13 protein-coding genes are annotated in these 17,275 nt (G+C 50.9%); 7 read left to right on the top strand and 6 right to left on the bottom strand.

From position 1 onward, the window contains the following. The first annotated feature begins 1,059 nt into the window (after nt 1–1,059). Complete coding sequence (locus tag MHN33_RS17740) at nt 1,060–1,251, top strand: hypothetical protein (RefSeq protein WP_239399848.1); 192 nt, start codon at nt 1,060–1,062, stop codon at nt 1,249–1,251. Nucleotides 1,252–1,299: 48 nt separating this feature from the next. Here the strand turns inward: MHN33_RS17740 and hemN are convergent, their stop codons facing one another. The 3 genes from hemN to MHN33_RS17725 all read right to left on the bottom strand — a co-directional run bounded on the left by hemN (nt 1,300) and on the right by MHN33_RS17725 (nt 6,900). Continuing rightward, nucleotides 1,300–2,670 carry an oxygen-independent coproporphyrinogen III oxidase gene (gene hemN / locus MHN33_RS17735; protein ID WP_239399846.1) on the bottom strand — a complete coding sequence of 457 codons (1,371 nt, stop codon included), beginning with the start codon at nt 2,668–2,670 and terminating at the stop codon, nt 1,300–1,302. Nucleotides 2,671–2,788: 118 nt separating this feature from the next. Further along, nucleotides 2,789–4,738, bottom strand: coding sequence for a methyl-accepting chemotaxis protein (locus MHN33_RS17730; protein ID WP_239399844.1), 1,950 nt, complete (start codon nt 4,736–4,738; stop codon nt 2,789–2,791). Between the two features lie 131 nt (nt 4,739–4,869). Continuing rightward, a complete protein-coding gene (locus tag MHN33_RS17725; protein ID WP_239399842.1) occupies nt 4,870–6,900 on the bottom strand; it encodes a methyl-accepting chemotaxis protein in 2,031 nt (676 codons plus the stop codon). 256 nt (nt 6,901–7,156) lie between these two features. Here MHN33_RS17725 and MHN33_RS17720 point away from each other — a divergent pair, with 256 nt between their 5' ends. Next, on the top strand, nt 7,157–7,918 hold the full coding sequence (locus MHN33_RS17720) for an NADP-binding protein (RefSeq protein WP_239399840.1): 762 nt from the start codon (nt 7,157–7,159) through the stop codon (nt 7,916–7,918). A gap of 6 nt (nt 7,919–7,924) precedes the next feature. Here the strand turns inward: MHN33_RS17720 and hutC are convergent, their stop codons facing one another. Beyond that, nucleotides 7,925–8,635 carry a histidine utilization repressor gene (gene hutC / locus MHN33_RS17715; protein WP_239399838.1) on the bottom strand — a complete coding sequence of 237 codons (711 nt, stop codon included), beginning with the start codon at nt 8,633–8,635 and terminating at the stop codon, nt 7,925–7,927. A 151-nt stretch (nt 8,636–8,786) separates the two neighbouring features. On the opposite strand from hutC, the gene hutI reads away from it, so the two are divergent. Then, nucleotides 8,787–10,007 carry an imidazolonepropionase gene (gene hutI / locus MHN33_RS17710; RefSeq protein WP_239399860.1) on the top strand — a complete coding sequence of 407 codons (1,221 nt, stop codon included), beginning with the start codon at nt 8,787–8,789 and terminating at the stop codon, nt 10,005–10,007. 24 nt (nt 10,008–10,031) lie between these two features. Beyond that, on the top strand, nt 10,032–11,897 hold the full coding sequence (locus MHN33_RS17705; RefSeq protein WP_239399836.1) for a GGDEF domain-containing phosphodiesterase: 1,866 nt from the start codon (nt 10,032–10,034) through the stop codon (nt 11,895–11,897). Here MHN33_RS17705 and MHN33_RS17700 read toward each other — a convergent pair. Together MHN33_RS17700 and rraA are read right to left on the bottom strand one after the other, a co-directional pair. Further along, on the bottom strand, nt 11,894–12,952 hold the full coding sequence (locus tag MHN33_RS17700; RefSeq protein ID WP_239399834.1) for a formimidoylglutamase: 1,059 nt from the start codon (nt 12,950–12,952) through the stop codon (nt 11,894–11,896). The two genes, MHN33_RS17705 and MHN33_RS17700, sit on opposite strands and share 4 nt — an antisense overlap. A 74-nt stretch (nt 12,953–13,026) precedes the next feature. Continuing rightward, complete coding sequence (gene rraA / locus MHN33_RS17695; RefSeq protein WP_239399832.1) at nt 13,027–13,533, bottom strand: ribonuclease E activity regulator RraA; 507 nt, start codon at nt 13,531–13,533, stop codon at nt 13,027–13,029. A gap of 161 nt (nt 13,534–13,694) precedes the next feature. On the opposite strand from rraA, the gene MHN33_RS17690 reads away from it, so the two are divergent. From MHN33_RS17690 to MHN33_RS17680, 3 genes are all read left to right on the top strand, one after another. Next, complete coding sequence (locus tag MHN33_RS17690; protein WP_239399830.1) at nt 13,695–14,216, top strand: phosphatase PAP2 family protein; 522 nt, start codon at nt 13,695–13,697, stop codon at nt 14,214–14,216. After that, the gene (locus MHN33_RS17685; protein WP_239399828.1) at nt 14,213–15,265 is read left to right on the top strand and encodes an MJ1255/VC2487 family glycosyltransferase; all 1,053 of its coding nucleotides are present in this window, start codon (nt 14,213–14,215) and stop codon (nt 15,263–15,265) included. Before MHN33_RS17690 ends, MHN33_RS17685 begins: the two co-directional genes overlap by 4 nt. A gap of 108 nt (nt 15,266–15,373) precedes the next feature. Next, on the top strand, nt 15,374–17,254 hold the full coding sequence (locus MHN33_RS17680) for a methyl-accepting chemotaxis protein (protein WP_239399826.1): 1,881 nt from the start codon (nt 15,374–15,376) through the stop codon (nt 17,252–17,254). Nucleotides 17,255–17,275 lie beyond the last annotated feature (21 nt).

Below are 17,275 nucleotides of genomic sequence, written 5' to 3'. Positions count from 1 at the left end.
TTTGAAAAGCCCCGGCCTTTTGGTCGGGGCTTTTGCGTCTGGGACGTGCAGGTTTTTTAAGGGGTCGTCAGAATAGCGCGATGCTCCGTGAATGTGCGTCATCGCCAAAATCCTCTAAGAAAACATCTTGGACTTTGGTAGACGTTCTGGTTCGTCCTAAGAAAGCTTAATTTTAGTTTTTAACTAAATTAAACTTTTGAAAAGCCCCGGCCTTTTGGTCGGGGCTTTTGCGTCTGGGACGTGCAGGTTTTTTAAGGGGTCGTCAGAATAGCGCGATGCTCCGTGAATGTGCGTCATCGCCAAAATCCTCTAAGAAAACATCCTGGATTTTGGTAGACGTTCTGGTTCGTCCTAAGAAAGCTTAATTTTAGTTTTTAACTAAATTAAACTTTTGAAAAGCCCCGGCCTTTTGGTCGGGGCTTTTGCGTTTTGGGGATTGAACTATTGCCCAGATGGTTCACTTAATAAACCCTCGGAACTTTTTGGTTGCAAAACCCTTCAAGCAAAAATAATCAGTTGAGGGATTATGCTATGTACTCAAGGCGAGTGGCCTTGATGGCTTCTATCGTTACGCACCGGTGAGGCGATTCAAGACACCGCAACTGCACAGTGGGTATATGTCAGGTAAAACAACTGTTTTATCCAGAAGTGGTAACAAGCGACTTGTACGGTGGAAAGGTAAATGTTATTTGTCTGATGAAACCTCGGAAATGGAAAAAGCGGATATGCCGTTTTCTTCTGGTAAGCGTTGCCCGGGCGAGAACTCCAAGAATGAGAGTGTGTTGAAGCAATCACTCGACAAATATAGAAAGTAATCTTGTCTGCATTGTTACAAGTGTCGCTATAAGCATTCTACACTGTATCTGCAGATACAATTTACTGCATTCAGCTGACTAGTGACCGTGGAAAGATTAGCGCATTTGCATCGCAATGAATCCCCATTTGCAATGTTGCTAACCACGCCCTGTTGTGTCTAAGTGGTTTCTAAAATGTTGACCACCTGGGTTTGTTGGGTTATCTTTTTCGGTGAATTTTTGAGCTATAAATAAGGATAATCCGATGAAATTAAAACTCAATAAAAAACCAATTAAAGCATTGTCTAAGAATCCGGCTTTGTTGCCTGCAGAAATGACCCCTGAAGTTGCAGGGGGCACAGGTATAACCACGTTACTGGGCTGCAATAATGAATCTGAAGAGTGCAGGAGAACGCAGTCCTGTGACCGCCATTGTTTTGTTCCTGACGGTCATTAATAACAAGTGAACACGCTATTTGGCGTAGTTTATAGAGTAATACAATCCTTAAATCACCCGTGAAAAACGGGTGTTTTTGATCTGCTGTTGCAAATAAGCATCAAAACACATACAGATGATGCGAATAAACAGGTTACCTCTGGCGGTTACTTCAATACGCTGCTCGCTGAGCTCTACCAAGCCATCATCCGCCAGTGGCTGGAGTGCCACCAGGGCATCGGCAAAATAGTCATCAAAGTCGATGCTATGTTCTGTGGCAAAGGCGTCTTTATCGAGCTCAAAGTGGCAGATGAGTTGTTTGATTGCTGCGGCACGTATTATGTCATCCTGAGTGAGCTTGACGCCTTTATGAATGGCGCTGTGGCGCTCAGTCACTGCCTGATAGTAAGGCTTCAGGTCTTTTTCATTTTGTAAAATGGCATTGCCAATCTGTGATATAGACGACACACCCAGACCCAGCAGGTCGCAGTTACCATGGGTGGTGTAACCCTGGAAATTACGATGCAGGTGATTGTGTCGCTGTGCCACAGCCAGTTCGTCATCGGTTTTGGCAAAATGATCCATGCCAATAAACTGATAGCCTGCGGCGGTCATCTGCTCCAGTGTTTGCTTGAATATAGCGAGTTTTTCCTGTGGACCTGGCATGTCGGCTTCTTTGAGCTTACGTTGTGCAGCAAAGCGCTCCGGCAGGTGAGCATAGTTAAAGACCGACACCCGGTCCGGGCCCAACTCAATCAGCTGCGCTATGGTGTCGCGATAGGATGTAACGCTCTGATGGGGCAGGCCGTAGATCATATCCATATTGATGGATTTAAAACCCAGCTCGCGAGCCTGTTTGAGTAATGACAGCACTTCCTCAACCTGCTGCGGGCGATTCACAGCCGCCTGTACCTGATCATTAAAGTCCTGCACCCCGAATGACACCCGATTAAAACCGAGCGTTTTCAGCGCCGGCAGCATGTTGTCGGCCAGCGATCTGGGGTCAATTTCGATGCCACGCTGGGCATCCGGGGTAAATGGGAAATGCTGCTCCAGCATAGTTACCAGTCGTGTCATCTGCGCTGTGGTCAGAAAGGTCGGCGTGCCCCCGCCCAGATGTAACTGCTCAACCTGGTAGTCTTTAAACAAGGGGGCCTGGGCTGCTATTTCTTGCGCCAGGTGGTCGAGATAGACATCGGCCTTGGACTGGTGACGGGTGATGATCTTATTGCAGCCACAGTAATAACAAAGCTGGTGACAAAACGGAATGTGAATGTATAACGACAGTGCCCGACTCTGGGAGTGGGCAATGGCGTCCACCAGATCGGCCTGTGAGTAACCCGACTCCAGCGAAAGAGCCGTTGGATAAGACGTATATCTGGGGCCTGAGATGTTGTACTTGTTGATAAGGGAATCATCCCACTGAGGTAATTTAATCACGATCGCACTCTCTTTGCTACTGAGAAGGCCAGTGTAAGCAAAGTTGCGCAGTGGGGCGTTGATCTAAAGCAAAGGGCAGTGCGAGTGGAGTCTGTAACACCCGCACTGAGCGCTGGTCTTACAATTTAAATTGTAACACCAGCGCATTGAGTTCTCTGGCAACCTGGCTCAGTGCTTTAGCATCCTGAGAGACTTGCAAAGCCCCCTGCGCCGTTTCTGCTGCACTTTCACTGATATTGGTGACACTTTCCGAGATTTGCAGAGATACGGTGTTTTGCTCCTCCGATGCGCTGGCGATTTGCAGGTTCATGTCGCGAATGGTGCTAATTGAGCTGCAAATGGCCTGCAGTGTCGCACCGGCATGTTCCGTTTGTTCTGCAGAGTGCTCCGCATGATCGACATTACGCTGCATATGCTCTACCGATCGTTTGGCTTCGCTTTGCAAGCGCGAAATCATTGCCTGGATCTCTTCCGTGCTTTGTTGGGTACGACTGGCAAGGCTGCGTACTTCATCGGCCACCACGGCAAACCCGCGGCCCTGTTCACCGGCCCGTGCTGCCTCAATCGCCGCATTAAGCGCCAGCAGATTGGTTTGATCGGCAATACTGCGGATCACATCCAGGATCGAGCCCACTGATTCGGTTTCGTTCTCCAGCTGGGTAATGGCTTCACTGACCTGCTGAATACTACCGACCAGTTCACTCATGGCTTCACGTGAGGTTTGCACCACCTGGATCCCGGTCTGAGATTGCTGATCAGCTTCAGTTGCGGCATCGGCGGCCAGTTGGGCACTTTGGGTAATTTCCTGGACCGTAGCACTCATTTGCTGCATAGCGGTAGCGCTTTGGGTTAACTGGTCCTGTTGCTGATCGGTCTCACTTTTGGTTTGCTCTGTGACGGTGATCATAGTGCCTGAGGTATCGTTGAGTGTGGCCGTTGCCGCTTTAATCTTACCAACAATATCACGTAATGTGGTGGTCATCTCTGACATAGCCCGGTAAATGCCGGTGGTATTGGTGGTCGCAAACTGGTAACTGAGATCACCCTTAGCAATCGCTTTGGCCAGGGCTTCTATGTCTCTGGGTTCACCGCCTATGGGATCGCGCAGAAGCTTACTGACATACCAGCTCAGGAAGAGACCAGCGCAGACCACTAATACCGAGATGATGGAAACCCACAGTACGGCCTGTTCGCTGGTGCGTTGTGCCTGGGGACCCAGTTCGTCCTGGCGCGCTTTAATGTCCAGCTTGATGTCTTCTAGGGTCTTGGCCACTTTAGGGCCAATTACGTTAAGGCGCTGTGCAATCAGCTGATTACGCTGTGAAATAGTCTGATTCACTGCTTTTACGCCTGACAAATAATCTAGCTTATGCTGTAAAAATCGCCCCAGTAAGTCCTGGGCGGGCTGCCAGGCAAAGGCACCAGCCTGCTCATCAAGCAGGGTCGCCAGCTTAGCGAACTCTGTTACAGCACGTTGATAGTCTTCACTGGCATTGGTAACCAAAAACTTGGTGACAAACAGTCGCCCCAGCATCAGCGCTTCTTCCAGCTTGGCGGCGGCATACAAAGCTTGGCTGTCATCACGCTGATAGGCACTGTCAACCACTTCACTCAGTAAAGCTCGCATTTTCGCCCCGTTTACATCCAGCTGATTGGTCACAATGTCATCGCGTTGGGTATAAAGTTGCACAATTTGCTCGAATGCACGTCGGTACTGTTCAATTTCGTCTGCACTGGTACTAAGCTGAGCGCGATATTGCGGGTCGTCGATGCTGCTTTGGGCCTGGTCCATTAAATCACTGAGCAACGCAAACCGCTCGTTGAACCCGGCTATATTGGTTGCATTTTGCTCTTTAAGGTATTTAAGTGCATTGAGGCGAACCAGCAACAGGTTTGCCTGGACACGCCCTTCCAGATTGGCATTGCGTGCCAGAGTACGATACTCAACAAAGTTGGTATAACCGGTGCTCAGGCCAATATAGGCAACCAGTGAAACAACGGCCATCAGGGTAATGAGCGCACCAAATGAATACGCAAGCATCTGCGTAAGTTTTAGGTTTTTAAACATAATTAAACACGATTTTGCAAAGAGTCACCCTTTAAGTGATCGTCTGCAATTGCGCATTAGTCAAGTTACAGCAATGGAGAAATGATGCGCGGAGCGATACAAGCCCGGTATACCGGGCTTGTATCAGGGGTCTATAATTTGAATTGATTAACAGTGTTGTTCAGGGCTTTGGCCAGGCTGTTCAGGTCCCGGGCCTCATCCGCCAATAGATGGGCATGGTTGGCTGTACTATTAACCAGATCATTGATGGCATTGAGGCTGTTATTGATGTCCTCAGCAACCACTGTTTGCTCCTCCGTAGAGGTGGCAATCTGGTGACTCTGATCTTGCACTGTGCTGACGGATTCGGTGATATTGCGCAACGCATCCAGCACTTCCTGGGTTTGGCCGACGGAGCCTTCTGCACGTTCCTGACCTTGTTGCATCATCACCGAGGCCTGCTGTGCAATTTGTTGCAGACGCGAGATCATATTGCGGATATCGTCTGTCGATTCCTGAGTGCGGCTGGCCAGGCTGCGTACTTCATCGGCCACTACTGCAAAGCCGCGACCCTGTTCACCGGCGCGCGCCGCTTCAATCGCCGCATTGAGTGCCAGCAAATTGGTCTGCTCTGCAATGCCATTGATCACATCAATCACGGCGCCAATGTTACTGGTTTCCTGCTCCAGGCCGGCAACCACTTTCGCGGCTTCACCGATGTGGCTGGCAAGCTCAGTCATCACTTCCTGGGCCTGGCCAGAACGAGCAGCGCCATCATTGGTCATGCTTTGTACCAGATCAGCAGCCCGGTTTGTTTCATGGGCATTGCGAGAAATCTCCGTGACAGTGGCGGCCATTTCAGTCACGGCAGCGCTGACACTGTCAACCTGCTCTTTCTCTTGCTGGATCTCATTATTGGTGTTGGTCGATACATCCTGTAGTTGCGCTGCGGCACCACTGAGCTGTTGCGCCTGAGCGGCTGTATCCAGCATCATGCTGCGTAACTTATCAATAAAGGTGTTCATATGGTGAGCCAGCTGGCCGACTTCATCCTGACTGATGATGTCGATACGTCGGGTCAGATCACCTTCGCCCGATGCAATATCGCGCATGGTGTTGGTCAGTGTCGTGATAGGGGCTGCTATCATGTGAGTGGCCCATAAAATCATCGCCACAATAATGGCAAGGATAAGGACCACCGCGGTGATGGTACTCATCACGGCTTTGTTAACCGGCTCTTCTATCAGGCTAACGGGGATCAGCAAGCCCAGGTGCCAGTCCAGGATAGGTTTATCCAGCTTCACATTGTTGAAGACCACATAGTAATCCACGCCCTTGAGCGTGACCTTGGCTGCGCCAGCACCGTCTGCACGCATTGCCCGGTTAAGGTCGGCAAAGCCCTGGGTGTCGGCAAATTGTCTTTCCAGCGCTTCCAGGCCTTCTTTGCCATTCGGCCCTTCATCTGTGATAGACAGTTGATGACCTGTTCGCTTGGACAAATGCACGACCTTATAGTTGTGGTCGAGCAAAAAGCCATAGCCCTGACCATCGAACTGGATCTGCTCTACCAGTTCACTGATCTTATTGATTTGCAGATCTACCCCACCGACAGCAACGAGTTCGCGCTGTGTGTTATACACGGGCTGCTGCACCACGGCAGAAACCGCCCCAGTATTGATATCAACAGACACCGCACCGACGTATAAACCACCATGACTCAGCGCATCTTGCCACCAGGGGCGCTTATAAGAGTAATAGGGGCGACCGTCTGAATAGTTGGAGGTACGCTCATTTTCTTTGAAGTACTCACCTGTACGTGCCGAGGCCATAAAAGCGGAAAGAATGTTCTCGTCGCTGGCGGAGATCCGAATAAAGTCCTGATTAACTTCCTGATAGCCCAGATCGGCGCTCAGCGATTTTTCGCGCTCGGTATAGTCATCAAACCAATTGACGTTGTGTGGGTTGGTAACAAAAGTTTCAACAATCGCTCCATAGCGGGTAAAGAAGGACTCCATAGAGAGCTTTTCGGCATATAAGTGGCTCTGTGCCTCGCGCTCAATGCCTGCGCGGGAAAGCTGGGCAATGTGGTTAACGAAATACCCGGACGCAGCAACCAGCAAGACAGAAATGGTACCGCCAATTAACAGCAGGATTTTTTTTCGAAGAGATAAATTTTCTAGCATGCGTTTTTCTTTTTCTTGGGATCAGGCAAGGCTTAATCAAACCATATCTTATGCAATAAGGCCACAATTTACGGCGGTTGATTAATAACACTTGACGAATAATCTTTACATCCATAATCGGCATTAGGGACAGATACTTTAACTTTTAGCAATAAATCAGCCATTTTTCTTACCACTCGGATTACCATGGGCTATTGCCTGTGTATAGCAGGCTGTTGCATCATGCGCACAGTGCTTAACACCACAGGAAAATGATATGCATAATAAACTCGTTGTTGCCGGGGCTGGTTGGCTGGGCATGCCAGTTGCCCGCACAGCTGCGGCTCAGGGCTGGCAGGTACAGGCGACACGGCGACGGACTCACGACGATGGACTATCCCGGCAGCTGATACACGATGGCAAAACACTGGTGCATAATGTATCCCTGCAACAGGCGTTCTGGCTATGTGCTATGCCACCTGGCGCTCGCCGCGAGGACAGCAACTACCTGATGACTTTAGAGGCAACGCTGGCATTGGCCACACAAATGCAGATGAGCGGGTTTTTGCTCTGCTCCAGTACCGGTGTTTATGCCGATGCAGATGGGCACTACACTGAGCAAGGAGCGCTGGCAGCAACCGACTCACAGCGTCAACGTATTTTGCAGCAGGCGGAGCAGTTAGTGCTCTCGCAGGGTGGGAAGGTGCTCAGACTGGCGGGTTTAGTCGGACCCGGGCGGGAACCCGGGCAGTTTGTTGCGGGTAAAGCATTGCGTAGCTCAGGTCAGGAGCGGGTCAACATGGTACACCGTGATGATGTGGTTGCAGCCATAATGAGCGTGCTGCATCACTGGCCCCAGGCCAGAGCGGTGTACAACCTTTGTTCACCTTCACATCCGCATAAACAGGACTACTATCAGGCACACTGTGCCCAGGCCGGCACAGCGCCACCGAGTTTTGCCGGCGAAGACAGCAAAGCACGGATCATTGATGGGTCAGCCATCGGTGAGCTCGGGTTTAGTTATCAACATGCCATCTGAGTTCACTCATTTTTTAAAGGTCAGATGACCGCCGAGGCGGTATTTACTGCCCGGTGATATTAACCGGGCAAAACTGACAATCCCTCCTTGTGCCCAGGTTCTGCGGATCAGTTGCAGGCAGGGCTCTTCGTGAAACATGTTCAACCACTGACAAATATCGGGGCCGGGCACGATGGCTTCAACGGTATGGCGGGCTTCTGTCAGGGGCGCAATTTGGATCAGGTATTCGTGGGGGGTGAGCTTGGTGAAGTCCTGTTGCAGGTAATCTGGTGCCAATTGGGGGTTTACAAAGCGCTCTTCCACTTGCAAAGGTTGTTCATTTTCATGATGTACCAGTACGCTGCGGTACACCTGGCTGTCGATTTCGACGCCCAGCGCAATGGCAATCGGCGCAATGGCAGCGATTGACTCTAATGACAGCACCACACAAGTGTAGTTGCCTCCGCGTTCCTTTACCTCATCAGAGATATTACGGATCTCCAGCAAAGAAGACTGGGACTTGAACCTCGCAACAAAGGTACCTAATCCCTGACTGCGGGTCAGGATCCCAGCATCGGTTAGCTCACTGAGTGCGCGCCTGGCAGTCATTCGGCTTACGCTGAATTGAGCAGAGAGCGCGTTTTCAGAGGGAACCCGCTGATCTTCTTGCCAGGCACCACTGCGGATCTGCGCAATGATATGTTGTTTTATTTGTGCAAATTTGGGTTGCGTTGTCACAATCTCGTGCCATGGTTAGTAAAGAAAACCCGACTCGGGTGTCAGGCTGAGCGAACAAAGCTCGCTGATAAACATGGCACACCTCTATTGTATATACAAGCTTTCTTGCTACACTCAAACCAGCAAGTTAACGATGAGGAATTGCGTGGTGATGGTAGTAGATTTGGTGGTGCTGGATGTTAATCTGGCGACGATGGACCCGGGTATTGAGCGCCCTTACGGTGCCATTGAACATGGCGCTATAATGGTGAAAGACGGGCTGATCTGTTGGCTTGGTGCGCAGTCTGAACTTCCTGATTTTGATCCGGTGACCACACCGACTATTTCTGCAAAAGGGGCCTGGATGACGCCGGGTCTGATCGATTGCCATACTCATATTTTGTTTGCCGGGTCGCGGGCACAGGAGTTTGAGCAACGTCTCAATGGAGTGTCCTACCAAGAGATCGCGCAGCAGGGCGGAGGGATTGCAACGACCATGAAGGCAACCCGCGCGGCGGATCATGAGCACTTATTTGTGGTCGGTAAAACGCGACTGAATGCGTTGCTCAGCGAAGGCGTGACCACAGTCGAAAGTAAATCCGGCTATGGTCTGGATTGTGAGAGCGAAATCAAGCTGCTGGCTGTCAACCGTATGCTGGATGAGCATCATCCTGTCAGTGTACAAAGCACATTCCTGGGCGCACATGCGCTGCCGCCGGAATATCGCGATGACGCCGATGGCTATATCGATCTGGTGTGTGAGCAAATGCTACCTCAGGTAGCCGAACAATCCCTGGCCGATGCGGTCGACGCGTTTTGTGAAAATGTCGGTTTCAGTAATGAGCAAACGCGCCGGGTGTTCGCCAAAGCCACTGAGCTGGGTTTAAAAGTAAAATGTCATGCTGAGCAGCTGTCTAATCAGCACGGCAGTGAGCTGGTGGCTGAGTTTAACGGTTTGTCCGCCGACCACATTGAGTACCTGGATGAAGCCGGTGTCAAGGCCATGGCCAAAGCGGGCACTGTGGGTGTTGTACTGCCGGGGGCATTTTATTTCCTCCGTGAAAAGCAGTTACCACCGATTGAACTGCTGCGTCAGCACAATGTGCCAATTGCTCTGGCCAGTGACTTTAACCCCGGAACTGCGCCGCTGTGCTCATTACGTCTGATGCTGAATATGGCATGTACTTTGTTCCGTATGACGCCGGAAGAAGCATTGCTGGGTGTGACGCGCCACGGTGCTAAGGCGCTGGGTCTGTCAGACCGGGGCATACTGAAAGCGGGTATGCGCGCCGATATGGTGCTATGGCAGGTTGGTCATCCGGCAGAACTCAGCTACCAGTTTGGCGTAAATGACCTGTTAAATACCTGGATTTCGGGTAAACTTGTGCAATAGTAAGAATTTTGCAATGGCCTGTTGATGACAAAAAATATGCTGCTAAAACACAGTGTTCACAGCGTCATAGTGCTGCTGGCATGCTGTCACCCCGAGATTATGGCCGCAACGGCCTCTGTTTCGGTAGCGTCATTTTGGCAGGCCTCGGATGCTCAGTCCCCCCTCTTGATGGCCTTTATGGCCGGGGCGTTACTAAGTGCCAGTATCGGGGCCATCAGTGTCAGCCAGCAGCCATTGCACCGACTGGTTTATGCGACCACCACGGCTGCGGTGCTGGCATACCTGGCCAACGCTGTGGTGTATTTTGCCTATCTACTCATCCCGCTTTTATTCTTGCATGTCTGGTTGGCTATGCATACAGGGCAGAGGCGTTACAAGCTGATTGCATGCCTCAGCTTATGTGGGGCTGCACTGGCGCTGAGCGGCGCACTGTTTTGGGCGTTATCACCGGGACTGCTGGTGGCGGCGCTGCTCCCCGTATTTTTTGCTGAGCTGACATTGCCCAGGGCAACATCTGGAACGGCACAACAGGCGAGTAATGAAGAAAGCAAAACGGCGGATATACTGGAATTGCCCGATCGGGCGGGATTCCGTACCGCATTTTATGACTTCCGTCAGCGCGACCCCAGTGCAGCCATGCTGGTGATGATCCGTCTTGAAGGGTTTCAGCAGGTGAACTTTCATCTGGGCAGGGAATTTGGCGATCTGTTGCTGGCCCAGTCGGCCAATCGCATTAAGCAACATTTGCAGCATCCGGACGTGATGCCCGTTCCGCTGGGTAACGATGTATCCCGGCTGGCTCACCTGGGCGGGCTACATTTTGTGTTTGTGTGTAGTCTGGTTAATCAGCACCATCTGCATGAGCAAATGGTCAATGAAATCATCGAGAGTACGCTGAAACCGTTCAATGTGGGTAATTGCACCATCGAAGTCAAGGCGCGTGCCAGCTATGTGAACTGTGATGAAGAGCAGGGGCAGTTTGAGAACTTACTGACCTGTGCGTTTCTGGCACTAGACAGTCAGCCCGACAGTCCCATCGCGCCCTATCAGCAACAGATGCAAATCAACCGCCTGGAGCAGCAGGCACGATTAGCTGAATTGGCACACATAGACTTCAGAAAGGAGCTCGAGCTGTATTTTCAGCCTGTGGTGCGCAATGCAGATGGTGATATCGAATTTCTGGAGTTGCTGCTGCGCTGGCAGCACCCCAAACAAGGGATCCTGGCGGCAGGCAAATTTATTGAGGACATCCGTATTGCCGGCCTGGCATTGCCGGTTGCCCAGTACGTTATTGAGCGTGCTGCTGAAATAGCTCTGGCACTGCGAATGGAAGGCATCGCCATGCCGCTGAGCCTGAACCTGTTTGGGCCTGAAATGCTGCATGAGGAATTCATCGAGTTTATTGACCATGTGTTACTGGAGCATCAGCTAAAACCAGGGGACCTGATCATAGAGTGCCCTTCCAGTTTATTTACCAGCCTTGACCCTCAGGGTATTGCGATGGTATCGCGATTACGCTCAATGGGGCTGCGTTTATGCATTGATGGCTTCGGAGAAAGCCCGGTTACTTTGTCCAAGCTGCCTCAGTTGACCGTCGATTACGTCAAGCTGGGTCGTTCATTAACGTCTGATCACGGTAATCAGGGGTCATTCAGAAGCGTCGTGCGTGGGATTGTGGAAATGCAGCAGATCCAGGCGTGCAAAGTGGTCTGTGAAGGCGTAGAGTCACCGGAGCAGCTGCAGTTTGTGAAAAGTCTCAATACGTTTGCAGCGCAGGGCTATTATTTTGCCAGACCACTGAGTAGTGTGGGGATGATCAGCTGGCTGAAACAGTGGCGCTGGGAGCATCCGGATGATGCGAGCGCAGCGTCTCAGCCAGATCAACACTAAGCGCCCGGTTTACCTGCCTGCAGGTAACTGCATACCAAAGAAGCCAGCACTTGTCCGGCATCGCTGATCCCCTGCTGCAGACCTTGTGGATGGTGTTCCGGTGCAGCTTCACACAGGTGTAAATAGCGGGCGTGTTCCTGACAGGCTGCCAGATGAACGAAGTGTTCGGCATCATTGACCGTAAAACCACAGTTGGTATAGGCACTGACTGGCATGCCGGATATGGCATCTACATCAACTTCTATCCCCAGCGGTGCTTGCCCGGCAAAACGCGTCAAGCCAGTGTGGCATGCCTCAGTCAGGGTGAGCGTGCGGCGCACCAGAATATCCTGGTAGCTGGCATAACTAAATCCGGCATTGTCCAGCGCCGAGATAATGGTCTGGTTATTTTTCTGCTCGTGCATACCGACTACATGGTAATCCGCCAGATACCCTTGGTCATAGGCATAACTAAAACCGTTACCGGAATGGCGTCCTTCCAGCGCACGAAAATCGGCATGGGGATCGAAATTAATGGCGTGGCAGGCCTGCTGAGTGCTTTGCGATAAAGCCTGCAACAAGCCAAAGCAATTATTGTGGCCGCCTCCTATCACTATCGGCGCCAGCCCGGCATCAAAGATAGCACGCATCACCGCGCATACGCGCTCATCGAGCTGACTGTTCAGCTCGCGTAATTGGGCCAGTTGTACCGGATCGCGATTGTCCAGGTTAGCCCCCTGTTGCTGCAGGTCATCACAGCGCACTTCGCCCAGCAGCAATACATCATCTGGGGTGAGAAAACGATTGCAGGGCAGGTTTAGGAAACGCTGCAAAAACGCTTGCCAGCCGAGGTGTGCGCCGCCCCGGCCACAGTTTGCCCGCGGGCCCAGATCCTCATTGATAGCAACCAGGACGTACTTAATACCGAACTGAGCGGCATCGCGCAGCGCCTGGGTTAGATCATCTTTGGGTTGTAAAAATGCCAGTGTTTGCCAGAAACGGTGTTCATTCTCACGGCTGGTGCAGTATGCGGTAATGTCCGCTTCGGTATAAATATGAAGGCAGTGGTTACTCATAATTCAGGTCGATCTATAGGATTGTGCCGGGTAAAGATGGGCTCTACCCGGAGGATAAGAAAGTGGTTGCCGGATTATTCGCTTTGCTCGTCGTCGACTTCCAGGAGCAGCTCTTCAGCAGAAATAATCACGCCGGTGGCGTCAGCATACAGGAAGTCATCGTCGTAAAAAGACACGCCGGCAAAGTTGACGGGAATGCCCTGTTCGCCACTACCATGGCTATCAGCAGCGACCGGTATTGAAGCAATGGCCTGGATCCCAAGATCACATTCTTCCAGCTCTTCTACATGACGTACAGCCCCATAGACAACAATACCTTGCCAGTTATTTTCGATTGCCAGTTCAGCAAGCTCGATATCGATGAGCGCACGACGCGTTGACCCGCCACCATCAACCAATAATACCTGGCCTGTTCCATCTTGCTGCAATACCTGGTTGATCAGCTCATTATTCTCAAAGCACTTAAGCGTTTTGATCCGCCCGCTAAAGGCGCTTTGACCACCAAAGTTGATAAACATGGGCTCTAATACATCAACGGCATCGGCAAAATGGTCACATAAGTCGGAAGTGCTGTAATCCATACGGGCGTCCTCGAAAATAACTGAATTCACAACCCAGTATACTCCCATTATGTAGGGGCGCAATGCTTTGAATCAACATACATAATTGTGTCACAAAATTGTCGCGGCAGTGTTATTTAGCTCTTCTATGCTGAAATTGTGAACAAATGTAAGCATGAGCTATGAAAACACAAATCATCAAACTCGACACGGCGCTCTACTTCGCCCTTTATAAACCCGAGTGTAAGCCCTGGTTCAAAATGGTGATGCTGGCACTGTCAAAAAGCGGAAATGGCGGCCTTTACGTGGTACTGGGTGTTCTGAGTGCCCTGTTTATGGACTCAGTTGGGCAGCAGTTTGCCTTGTGTGCTGTGGTTGCGTTTGCTATTGAGCGGCCACTTTACCTCTATCTGAAAAATCGCATTGCCCGGGTGAGACCCTGTGATTGCCTTGCGGTTAAGGCCATGCTTACACCCAGTGATAAATTCAGCATGCCTTCCGGACATAGTGCGGGTGCCTGGTTATATGCTACATGCTTGATGGAACCTTTTCCGGCATTGGCGCTGCCTTTGATGCTGTGGGCATCAGGTGTGTCTCTATCGAGAATTGTCGTCGGTGTACATTACCCAATTGATGTGATTCTGGGGGCGATGATAGGGAGTGGATGTGCTTTGCTGGCAATAGGAGTGGTAGGGGAATTATGAAGATTTTATATGGCGTACAGGGGACCGGCAATGGTCATATCACCCGCGCCCGGGTGATGGCAGAGTGCTTTACACGTTTGGGTATCGATGTTGACTATGTGTTTTCCGGTCGTCCGGATGAGCGCTATTTTGATATGGCGGTGTTTGGAGACTATCAAACCCGACGCGGGATCAGTTTTGCGACCCGACATGGGGGGTTAAATTATCAGGGGACGCTCCAGCAGCTGCGTTTCGGGCGTTTTATTCAAGATGTGCGGCGCTTTGATATGCGTGGCTATGACATGGTATTCAATGATTTTGAGCCTGTTACAGCATGGGCTGCCCGCCGTGCTAAGGTGCCGGTTGTTGCCATGAGCCATCAAAGTGCTTTTTTGTCTCCGAAAGTCCCCATCTTTGGCGGCAGCTTCTTGATCCGGTCATTAATACGTTGGTTTGCACCAGCCGATATTCACCTGGGGGTGCACTGGCAGCCTTTTGCAGAAAATATCGTGCCGCCTTTTATTCCCTACCAGCCCGGTGATTTTGGCAACCAGTCTATTACTAATAAAGTGTTGGTGTATCTGCCATTTGAAGATTTGTCACACATTGTGGAGCTGCTTAAAGACTTCCCGGATAGAGAATTTTATTGCTATCACCCGGATGCGCACAATACCTCACTGAATCATATTCACCTGCGCTGCCCCTCACGCGAGGGGTTTATCGCCGATCTGGCGAACGCATCGGGGGTGGTGGCCAATGCCGGATTTGAATTGTCCAGCGAGGCATTGAAGTTTGGCAAGAAGCTATTGCTTAAACCTTTACAGGGGCAGTTTGAGCAGCAGAGTAACGCTATGACACTGCAAAACCTGGGGCTGGCCCAGGTGATGAATTATCTAAATTCAGAGGCGCTGGATGAATGGCTGGAGTCACCCGCCGGGCAGCAAATTAATTTCCCCAGCGATGCCACCCCGCTGGCGTTGTGGCTAACTAAGGGACAGTGGGGCAATGTCACGGAGCTGCATGATACGCTCTGGCAGGCTGTGCTCAATAAAGCACCAAAGGCCGCTTAATTAATGCGCAATTAGTAATAAAGTCGTGCAAAAATAGCAAATAGTGCGCGGCGTTGCTGACGGAATAATCTATACTTATTGCAGGTCTTGTAATAATTGGGTAACCGTATGGCATTTCTAGAAAATCTGACCATTAAGCGGCGCTTGCAGTTGAACGCGCTGGTTGTGGGTGTGGCTTTAGTCGTTATGCTGGCAGTGATCATGATCGAAGCCAGCACCATGCGCAAGCTGAATGAAACCATTCAGTACGCAGAGGAGCTGGATATTCATGAGCTCTCTATGCGCAAACACGAGAAGAACTTTTTGTTCTACAAAGATACTGAGGCACTGGATTTATTTGCCAAGGATTACAGTGAGTTGCAGCGTAAAGCTGGCCTGCTGGAAGAGATATTTGCAGAGTTCGGTATTGACGACAGTAACTTACTTGAGTTTGAGCGCCTGGCGCAAACTTATGTCGATGATTTCAATCAGGTGGTTGAGCTACAGCAAACCATCGGCCTGCACCCTAAAGATGGCCTGTATGGCGCGCTGCGTAGTGCCGTCCATGAAGTCGAAACCATGCTGAAGCAGCAAGATCGTGACGATCTGCTGGTCAGTATGCTGATGCTGAGGCGGGCTGAAAAAGACTTTATGCTGCGACTGGATCTGAAATACCTTAAAAAGTTCGACGACCAAATCAGCAAGTTTGAAGGCCAGATAAAAGCCGCTGGTTTTGCTGCGCAATACGAGCGCCAGATCCAGACATTGATTAAGCAATATCAGACCCGCTTCAGAAATCTGGTGGATGCACAGACCAAGCTGGGCCTGGACCTTAACAGTGGCGCTTTGGGCAGCATGAAGCAAAGTGTTGAACAAAGTGATGCAGTGGTAAGTCAGATTGTCGAACAGGCCAAACAAGAGGTTGCCGATAATGCCCGGATGGCGCAGATGGCAGCTTTGATTATTTTTGTGGTGGCATCGGTGCTGGTGATGATTTTGGTGCTGTCGACCAGTCAGTCGATTATTCGCCCGGTTGAGCGGGTCTATCAGACCATTGAGCGGATCCGCCGCGAGAACAATTTGCGTATCCCGATTGAACAGACGGGCAATGACGAGATCACCCTGATGACCAAAGACTTTAATAGTCTTATTGGTGACTTTAAAGAGCTGATTAGTGATGTGAACAGAGCCCTGGCGATTATCAATGATGCGACTCACCACTTGTCGGATACCACGGCGCAGACCAGTGCCGGGATGAATGAACAGCTTCATGAAGCCGATATGGTGGCGACAGCAGCGACCGAAATGCAGGCCACGATCCAGGATATTTCGCACAACACCGAAGCGGCCGCAGAAAAAGCCGAGTCCACTAACAAGAACGCCCAACTGGGTCGTACTGAGGTGACCTCGACCATTGAGCATATTATGCAGCTGTCTGAGTCTTTGGGTGGGGCATCAGATGTGGTCGGCCAGTTAGAGCGTGATGGTGAAACCATTGGCTCTGTATTGGATGTGATCCGGGGTATTGCCGAACAAACCAACCTGCTGGCACTGAATGCCGCCATTGAGGCAGCCCGTGCCGGTGAGCAGGGCCGTGGTTTTGCGGTGGTGGCGGATGAAGTCCGATCGCTGGCGCAGCGTACCCAGGATTCGACGCAGGAAATCGAGAGCATTATATCTACCCTGCAGCAACGTACCCGCGAAGTGGTTAATATTATGGAGCAGTGCCGTGATCAGGGTAATGAAAGTGTGGCTCAGGCGGAGCGCGCAGGTGATTTGTTGGGCATGATCACCGAGGATGTGCAAACCATTATGGAAATGAGTACGCACATTGCCACTGCCATTGATGAGCAAAAACAGGTGGCATCAGAAGTAAATAAAAACGTGGTTAAGATCCGCGACATTGCTCAGGTAGCATCAGAGCATGCCAGTAGTAATGCACAAAGTAGTGAGGAGCTCTCAGAGCAGGCTCGGAACTTATACGAGTCGGTGGAAAAATACCAAGTGTAGTCCCAGTCCGGTTAACTGGGT

Origin of the sequence: Pseudoalteromonas sp. OOF1S-7 (assembly GCF_022347765.1) — a bacterium.
Classification (GTDB): domain Bacteria; phylum Pseudomonadota; class Gammaproteobacteria; order Enterobacterales; family Alteromonadaceae; genus Pseudoalteromonas.
This window is presented reverse-complemented; position numbering and strand designations above follow the sequence as displayed.

Bases quoted from the DNA above. Each gene is read 5' to 3' on its own strand.
- MHN33_RS17700 (WP_239399834.1), bottom strand. From the start codon at position 12,952: ATGAGTAACCACTGCCTTCATATTTATACCGAAGCGGACATTACCGCA.
- rraA (WP_239399832.1), bottom strand. From the start codon at position 13,533: ATGGATTACAGCACTTCCGACTTATGTGACCATTTTGCCGATGCCGTT.
- MHN33_RS17740 (WP_239399848.1), top strand. From the start codon at position 1,060: ATGAAATTAAAACTCAATAAAAAACCAATTAAAGCATTGTCTAAGAAT.
- MHN33_RS17705 (WP_239399836.1), top strand. From the start codon at position 10,032: ATGACAAAAAATATGCTGCTAAAACACAGTGTTCACAGCGTCATAGTG.
- hutI (WP_239399860.1), top strand. From the start codon at position 8,787: ATGGTAGTAGATTTGGTGGTGCTGGATGTTAATCTGGCGACGATGGAC.
- MHN33_RS17720 (WP_239399840.1), top strand. From the start codon at position 7,157: ATGCATAATAAACTCGTTGTTGCCGGGGCTGGTTGGCTGGGCATGCCA.
- MHN33_RS17725 (WP_239399842.1), bottom strand. From the start codon at position 6,900: ATGCTAGAAAATTTATCTCTTCGAAAAAAAATCCTGCTGTTAATTGGC.
- MHN33_RS17690 (WP_239399830.1), top strand. From the start codon at position 13,695: ATGAAAACACAAATCATCAAACTCGACACGGCGCTCTACTTCGCCCTT.
- MHN33_RS17680 (WP_239399826.1), top strand. From the start codon at position 15,374: ATGGCATTTCTAGAAAATCTGACCATTAAGCGGCGCTTGCAGTTGAAC.
- MHN33_RS17685 (WP_239399828.1), top strand. From the start codon at position 14,213: ATGAAGATTTTATATGGCGTACAGGGGACCGGCAATGGTCATATCACC.
- MHN33_RS17730 (WP_239399844.1), bottom strand. From the start codon at position 4,738: ATGTTTAAAAACCTAAAACTTACGCAGATGCTTGCGTATTCATTTGGT.